The sequence below is a fragment of the Streptomyces sp. NPDC059695 genome (genome assembly GCF_042733785.1).
Lineage (GTDB): Bacteria > Actinomycetota > Actinomycetes > Streptomycetales > Streptomycetaceae > Streptomyces.
The window spans coordinates 135,244-141,243 of sequence record NZ_JBHWFF010000010.1 but is presented as its reverse complement, the minus strand read 5'-3'; the positions used below and the strand labels follow the sequence as shown (position 1 = coordinate 141,243).

Annotated in this window: 6 protein-coding genes; 3 read left to right on the top strand and 3 right to left on the bottom strand. The window is 75.2% G+C overall.

The annotated features are described in order from the left end of the window. A partial coding sequence (locus tag ACFV2S_RS15085; RefSeq protein WP_385558091.1) for a PP2C family protein-serine/threonine phosphatase occupies window positions 1-1,033 on the top strand: 1,033 nt, incomplete at its 5' end. Between the two features lie 7 nt (window positions 1,034-1,040). Here the strand turns inward: ACFV2S_RS15085 and ACFV2S_RS15080 are convergent. From ACFV2S_RS15080 to ACFV2S_RS15070, 3 genes are all read right to left on the bottom strand, one after another. Beyond that, the gene (locus ACFV2S_RS15080) at window positions 1,041-1,658 is read right to left on the bottom strand and encodes a DinB family protein (RefSeq protein WP_385558088.1); all 618 of its coding nucleotides are present in this window, start codon (window positions 1,656-1,658) and stop codon (window positions 1,041-1,043) included. Between the two features lie 235 nt (window positions 1,659-1,893). Further along, window positions 1,894-2,289 carry a helix-turn-helix transcriptional regulator gene (locus ACFV2S_RS15075; protein WP_329852411.1) on the bottom strand — a complete coding sequence of 132 codons (396 nt, stop codon included), beginning with the start codon at window positions 2,287-2,289 and terminating at the stop codon, window positions 1,894-1,896. Window positions 2,290-2,393: 104 nt separating this feature from the next. Beyond that, the gene (locus ACFV2S_RS15070; protein ID WP_382860744.1) at window positions 2,394-2,873 is read right to left on the bottom strand and encodes an Lrp/AsnC family transcriptional regulator; all 480 of its coding nucleotides are present in this window, start codon (window positions 2,871-2,873) and stop codon (window positions 2,394-2,396) included. A gap of 373 nt (window positions 2,874-3,246) precedes the next feature. On the opposite strand from ACFV2S_RS15070, the gene ACFV2S_RS15065 reads away from it, so the two are divergent. Both ACFV2S_RS15065 and ACFV2S_RS15060 read left to right on the top strand, forming a co-directional pair. Next, the gene (locus ACFV2S_RS15065) at window positions 3,247-4,746 is read left to right on the top strand and encodes an FUSC family protein (protein WP_385558345.1); all 1,500 of its coding nucleotides are present in this window, start codon (window positions 3,247-3,249) and stop codon (window positions 4,744-4,746) included. Window positions 4,747-4,916: 170 nt separating this feature from the next. Then, the gene (locus tag ACFV2S_RS15060; RefSeq protein WP_385558084.1) at window positions 4,917-5,972 is read left to right on the top strand and encodes a lactonase family protein; all 1,056 of its coding nucleotides are present in this window, start codon (window positions 4,917-4,919) and stop codon (window positions 5,970-5,972) included. Window positions 5,973-6,000 lie beyond the last annotated feature (28 nt).

The window sequence follows — 6,000 nt, the reverse complement described above, 5'->3', positions numbered from 1 at the left end:
GGCCCACCCCGGCCGGGGCAACACATCCCACAACCCCCTCCACTCCTACTCCGCGCGGTGCGGGGCCGGGGGGCGGCCCACGAACCTCTACACGTCCGACATCCCGGCACTCTTCACCGATCCGCGCACCGAGGCGCTCCGCGCCTACTTCGCCACGCGCATCGGCTCGGCCCGGCTCGTGCCCCTCGTGGCCCGGGGCCAGGTGCTCGGGGCGATCACGGTGACCCGACTGCGGACCCGCGAGCCCTTCGACGCGCAGGACTGCGTCCTCATCGACGAGGTCGTCGCGCGCGCCGCCCTGAACATCGACAACGCACGGCTCTACACCACCCAGCGTGAGGCCGCCCTGACCCTCCAGCGCAGCCTCACCAACAACGAACTCCCCGCCGTCACCGGCCTCGAACTCACCGGCCGCTACCTCCCCGCGAGCTCCCACGACGTCGGCGGCGACTGGTTCGACGTCATCGCGCTGCCCGGCGGCAGGACGGGCCTCGTCATCGGCGACGTCATGGGCCACGGTATCCACGCGGCGGCCGTCATGGGCCAACTCCGCACCGCGGTGCGGACCCTGGCCCGCCACGACATCCCGCCGGCGCGCATGCTCAGTTCCCTGGACGCCGTCGTGGCCGACCTCGGCGAGGACGAGATGGCGACCTGCGTCTACGCGGTGCACGACCCGGCCACCGGCCGCTGGGTCATCGCCCGCGCGGGCCATCCGCCGCCGGCCGTCGCCACCCCGGACGGCACCATCACCTTCCTCGACGGGCAGCCCGGGACCCCGCTGGGCACCGGGGCCCACGACTTCGGCACGCAGGAGGTCGTCCTGCCCGAAGGCGGACTCCTCGTCCTCTACACGGACGGCCTCATCGAGGCCCGCGACCGGGACCTCGACCAGGGCATGCGGCAGCTCGCCGAAGCGCTGCGGCCCCTCGGCCGCCCCCTCGGCACGCTGTGCGACGAGGTCCTCGGGAGGCTCCTCGTGGGGGCCGCCCAGGACGACGTGGCGATGCTCCTGGCCCGTACGACCCGCTGACCTCTCCCTACCGGAGGGTCCGGTGGAGGTCACGGAGGAGGGCGATCTCCGCGCCGTGGTGCAGCAGTTCCTGGTTCACCCACCAGACGATCTCCAGGAAGGGGTTCTCGGCGTCGCTGCCGTGCGGATACGTGCAGTGGCCCACCGTGTCGAGGGCCTCGTCGTCCACGGACAGCAGGGCCTCGCGCCAGGCGGTGGCGGCGGCGTCGAAGGCCGCGACGGCGGTGACGACGTCCCCGGCCACCGGGTGGTCGTCGCGGGTCAGGGTGCGGCTGCCGTCGGTGTGGTCGGCGCGCAGGGCGAGCATCTCGGAGAGATGGCTGAGCCGCCAGGCGATCGTCGTGAACGGCGGGGGAGCGGGGTGCGGCGGGGGCGTCGTGTCCCGGCCCCACGCGCCGGCGCCCACCAGGAGCGTCGCGCCCTTCCCCGGTCCTTCGGCGTGCCGCCGGACCGACCAGCAGCCGGGCACCGGCTCCCAGAGGTACTCCGCGTCGGTCATCGGGCCGACCTCGACGTCCGTGCCGTTGCCGCTGTCCACGAGCGGTCCCGCCATCCGGTCGGTGAGCCGCTTGCGGGCGAAGTCGAACTGGTCGAGGAGGGGGACGAGCCGCTCGGGCAGGGGCACGGGAACGCTCCGGATCACGCGGGGGACAGGGCGGTCGTACCCTGCCACAGGGGGCCGCCCGCCGCGCGTGAATATCGTCGGCGCCCGAGGACGCCGAACGATGCCTCGGAAAAAGCTCCTTGACGATCCGTCACGCGGACCGCCGTCACGCGGACCGCCGTTACGCGGACCGCCGTCACGCGGGCCGACCGTCACGCGAGCCGACCGTCACGCGCACGGTCCGTCGTGCCGCTCCTCAGGCGCGGTCGATGTGCACGCTGGTCGACTTCACCCGCGCGATGGCCTGCACGCCGACCTCCAGGCCCAGTTCCTCCACGGCCTCGCGGGTCAGCATGGACACGAGCCGGTGCGGGCCGGCCTGGATCTCGACCTGGGCGGCGATGTCGCCGAGCTTGACGGCGGTCACGATCCCGGGGAACGCGTTGCGGGCCGAGGTGTACGACCCGTCGTCGCCTCCGGCGGCGCCCTGCCCGACCTCGATCGAGAAGGCGGCCAGGTCGCGGCCGTCGATGAGCCGACGGCCGTTCTCGTCGCGGTGGGTCGGGATCCGGCCCGCGTCGGCCCAGCGGCGTGCCGTGTCGGGGCTGACGCCGAGGAGGCGTGCGGCCTGACCGATGGTGTAGGACTGCATGACGGCCACGTTAGGCCGAGGGGGGTCTCACGTGCAAGGAATTCAAGCGAATTTCATCGCATGTGCCATCCATCTCGGGTGGGCCGGCCGAGGAGGGCGGCGGTTCAGACCGTCCCCGACCGCCGCCCGACCGCCTCGACGAGCGGGAGCAGCCGGTGCGCCACCCGCTCGCGCAGCGCGATCTCGGTCCGGGTGCGCACCACCCCGGGCAGCTGGATCAACCGCTGGATCACATCCTCCAGATGTCCGGCGTCCCGCGCCACCACCCGGGTCAGGAGATCGCCGCCGCCGGTGATCGAGAAGGCCTCCACGATCTCCGGCACGCCCGCGAGCGCGTCGCCGACCTCGTCCAGATGCCCCTGGGTGACCTCGACGTGCACGAAGGCGAGCACCGGGTGCCCGAGGGCGGCGGGGGAGAGGACCGGCCCCGTGGCCGTGATCACCCCGTCCCGCTCCAGGCGGTCGATCCGCGCCTGTACGGTGCCCCGCGCCACTCCCAGGATCCGCGCGTACTCGCGCACGCTCGTCCGCGGCTGCTCGATCAGCAGCCGCAGGATCCGCGTGTCGAGTTCGTCCACCGCCATGCTCCGTCGGCCTCCTTCGCCCGGCTCGTCCGGTTTCCGACTGTACCCATGCCCCGGCGGGCGGCACGCCTCCGTGCCCCGGGCCGGAGAGAGCCCAGGGGTGCCCGGCCCATTGGTCCGTTGGTCCCCGAGTGGCCCGGCTCCCGCGCGATCCACTGGGCCAATGGCACACCGGAGCCGGGTCGGGTTGAGCCGACGGCACCCGAATGGTTTCCTTGTCGTATCCAGGTACTTTCGGCGCCGCAGCGCCGGGGCGGCGACGAGGCCGGTCCGGACGCGGCGCCTTCGTCGTGTCCGCGCGCTCCCCCACCCCGGGACACCGCGCGGCGGGGCGGAAGGCAAGACAAGGGGGCGGCTGACCGCCGTGAAGAGGATGTTCGTGGCGCCGGATCCGGGGCGCGTCAGACTGAGGAACTCGCTGCGGGCCGTCGTGGGGATCGCGCTCGCCGTCGCACTCGCGGAGCTCGCCGGGCTCTCGCTGACCGCCTCCATCACCGGCGGCCTCGCCGCACTGCTCGCGCTGTTCACCGTGGCCGACAGCACCGTCCGCGCCCAGCGCGTGACGACCCTGCTCCTGCCCGCCGCCGGGTTCCCCGTGCTCGCCGCCGCCACCGCGCTGCACGATCTGACCCTCCTCCGGGACCTCGCGTTCCTCGTCGTCGTCTTCTGCGGCGTCTACGCCCGGCGCTGGGGCCCGCGCGGTCACGCCCTGGGGATCTTCGCCTTCATGAACTTCTTCACCACCCAGTTCCTGCACGCCGTGCCCGGCCAGCTCCCCGAGCTCTACGCCGCCGTCGGCATCGCCCTGGCCGCGGCGGCGGCGGTGCGCTTCGTCCTGTGGCCGCTGGAGCGCCGTACGCCCCCCGCCGCCGTCCCCGCCCCGCTGCCCGGCACCGGTCTCGCCCGGGTGACCACCCGGCAGGCCGTGCAGGCCGCCGCCGCCTGCGCCGTGGCGCTGGCGATCGGGCAGGTGCTGTCCGAGGACCGCTGGTACTGGGCCGTCGGCACGACGTGGTGGATCTTCGTGAACACGGTGTCCCGGGGCGAGACGCTCGTACGGGGCTTCCGCCGGGTCCTCGGCACGGTGATCGGCATCGCCGTCGGCATGGTCGTCGCCATCCCCCTGCACGGCGCCCCGGTACCGACGGCCCTCCTCGTCGCCCTGTGCGTCTTCGGGATCTTCTACGCGGCACCCGTCTCGTACAGCTGGATGATGCTGGCCGTCACCGTGATGGCCGGCCTGCTGTACGGACTCCTCGGCGTGCTCGACCCGGCGCTGCTCGTGCTGCGCCTGGAGGAGACGGCCGTCGGCGCGGCCGCCGCCGCGCTCGCCGTGCTCCTGATCCTCCCGGTCACCACCCACGCGATCAACGACGCCTGGATCCAGCGGGCCCTGCGAGGGGTGCGTGCCGCCACCTCCGCCTCGCTGCGGCGCCTGTCCGGCGAGCCGGACGCCGACCCGACGCCGCACGCGGCGGAGCTGGAGCTGCTGCTCGGACGCGTACGGCTCTCGCTCGCGCCGCTGGTCCACCCGCTCAGCCCGTTCCGCGGCCGTAAGGCCCGCGCCCGCCAGGTCCTCGCGCTGCTCGACGAGTGCGCCGAGGAGGTGCGGGGACTCGCGGCGGTCGCCGCCGACCCCGCCGCGAGCCACGACGCCCGGCTCGCGGCGGCCTGCTGGCGCGTCGAGGCCGCCGTGGAACGGCTCACGTCGCCGGACGGCGACCGCGGAGCCGGCCGGGGCACGCCGGCCACCGAGGCGGCTCCGGCCGTCGGCCAGGGGGCGCTCGGCCACGTGAGCGGCCTGGAGAAGCTCCTGGCCGCCCTGGACGAACCCCTGCGCACGCCCCCGGGCTCCCTGCTCGTCCGCTCCTGACCCCGGGGCCGCCGCGCCCGGACGCCGGGCCTGCCGCACCCGACCCCCGGGCCGGGGCCGTCGCAGCCCCGGCCCGTCACCCCCGCTCTGGTCTAGACCGCCTGCTACCGTCGCCCCGACAGGACGACGGCCGGTCGCGCACGACCGGCCCCAGGGGCAGGGGAGGCGCCGTGAGCGGCACAGGGACGGATCAGGGCCGGAGCGCGGTACGGGCGTACATCGGATCCTTCACCTCGGCGGGCGGCCGCGGCGTCCTGGCCGCCGACGTGGACCCGGACACCGGCGCGCTCACCGTCACCGGCGGCAGCGACGCCGTCCCCGACCCCTCCTTCCTCGCCCTCGACGGCCCCGTCCTGCACGCGGTGTCCGAGACCGGGGCGGGCGCCGTCGCCGCCTTCGACGTCACCGGCCCCGCACCCCGGCCGCTCGGCGCCCCCGTCCCCGTCGACGGCGCGGACCCCACCCACCTGGCGCTCGCCGCCGGACACCTCCTCACCGCCAACTACACCTCCGGCAGCGTCACCGCCCTGCCCCTGGCCGAGGACGGCACCGCCCGCCCCGCCACGGCGGTCCTGCGCCACGAGGGCAGCGGCCCCGTCGCCGACCGCCAGCGCGGCCCGCACGCCCACCAGGTGCTCCCCGACCCCAGCGGCGGCTGGATCCTCAGCGTGGACCTCGGCACCGACTCCGTACGGATCTGCGCCCTCGACCCCCGGACCGGGACGCTCACCCTCCACGGCGAGACCGCGCTGCGCCCCGGCACCGGACCGCGGCACCTCGCGTTCCACCCGGCCGGCACCCACGCGTACGTCCTGAACGAGCTGGAGCCCACCCTCACCGTCTGCCGCTGGGACGCCGCGAAGGGCGTCCTCGAACCGCTCGCCGAGACCCCGGTCGTCCCCGGGGGCACGGCCGGGCCCAGCTACCCCTCCGAGGTGGTCGTCGCCCCCGACGGCCGCTTCCTCTGGGCCGCCGTGCGCGGCGACGACACCCTCGCCGTCCTCGCCCTCGACGCGGACGGCGCGGCGGCCCGCCTCACCGCCACCGTGCCCTGCGGCGGCACCTGGCCCCGCGACCTGACCCTCGACCCCACCGGCCGGCACCTGTACGCGGCGAACGAGCGCTCCGGCGACGTCACCTGGTTCACCCTCGACCCGGAGACCGGCGTCCCCGCGCGCGCGGGCGCGGTCGAAGCCCCCGCGGCCTCCTGCGTCGTCCTCGGCTGAACCGCCGGACACCCGCCGGACACGACGA

Coding starts and splice junctions, on each gene's coding strand:
- ACFV2S_RS15070 (WP_382860744.1), bottom strand. CDS start 2,873: ATGGCGGTGGACGAACTCGACACGCGGATCCTGCGGCTGCTGATCGAG.
- ACFV2S_RS15065 (WP_385558345.1), top strand. CDS start 3,247: ATGTTCGTGGCGCCGGATCCGGGGCGCGTCAGACTGAGGAACTCGCTG.
- ACFV2S_RS15075 (WP_329852411.1), bottom strand. CDS start 2,289: ATGCAGTCCTACACCATCGGTCAGGCCGCACGCCTCCTCGGCGTCAGC.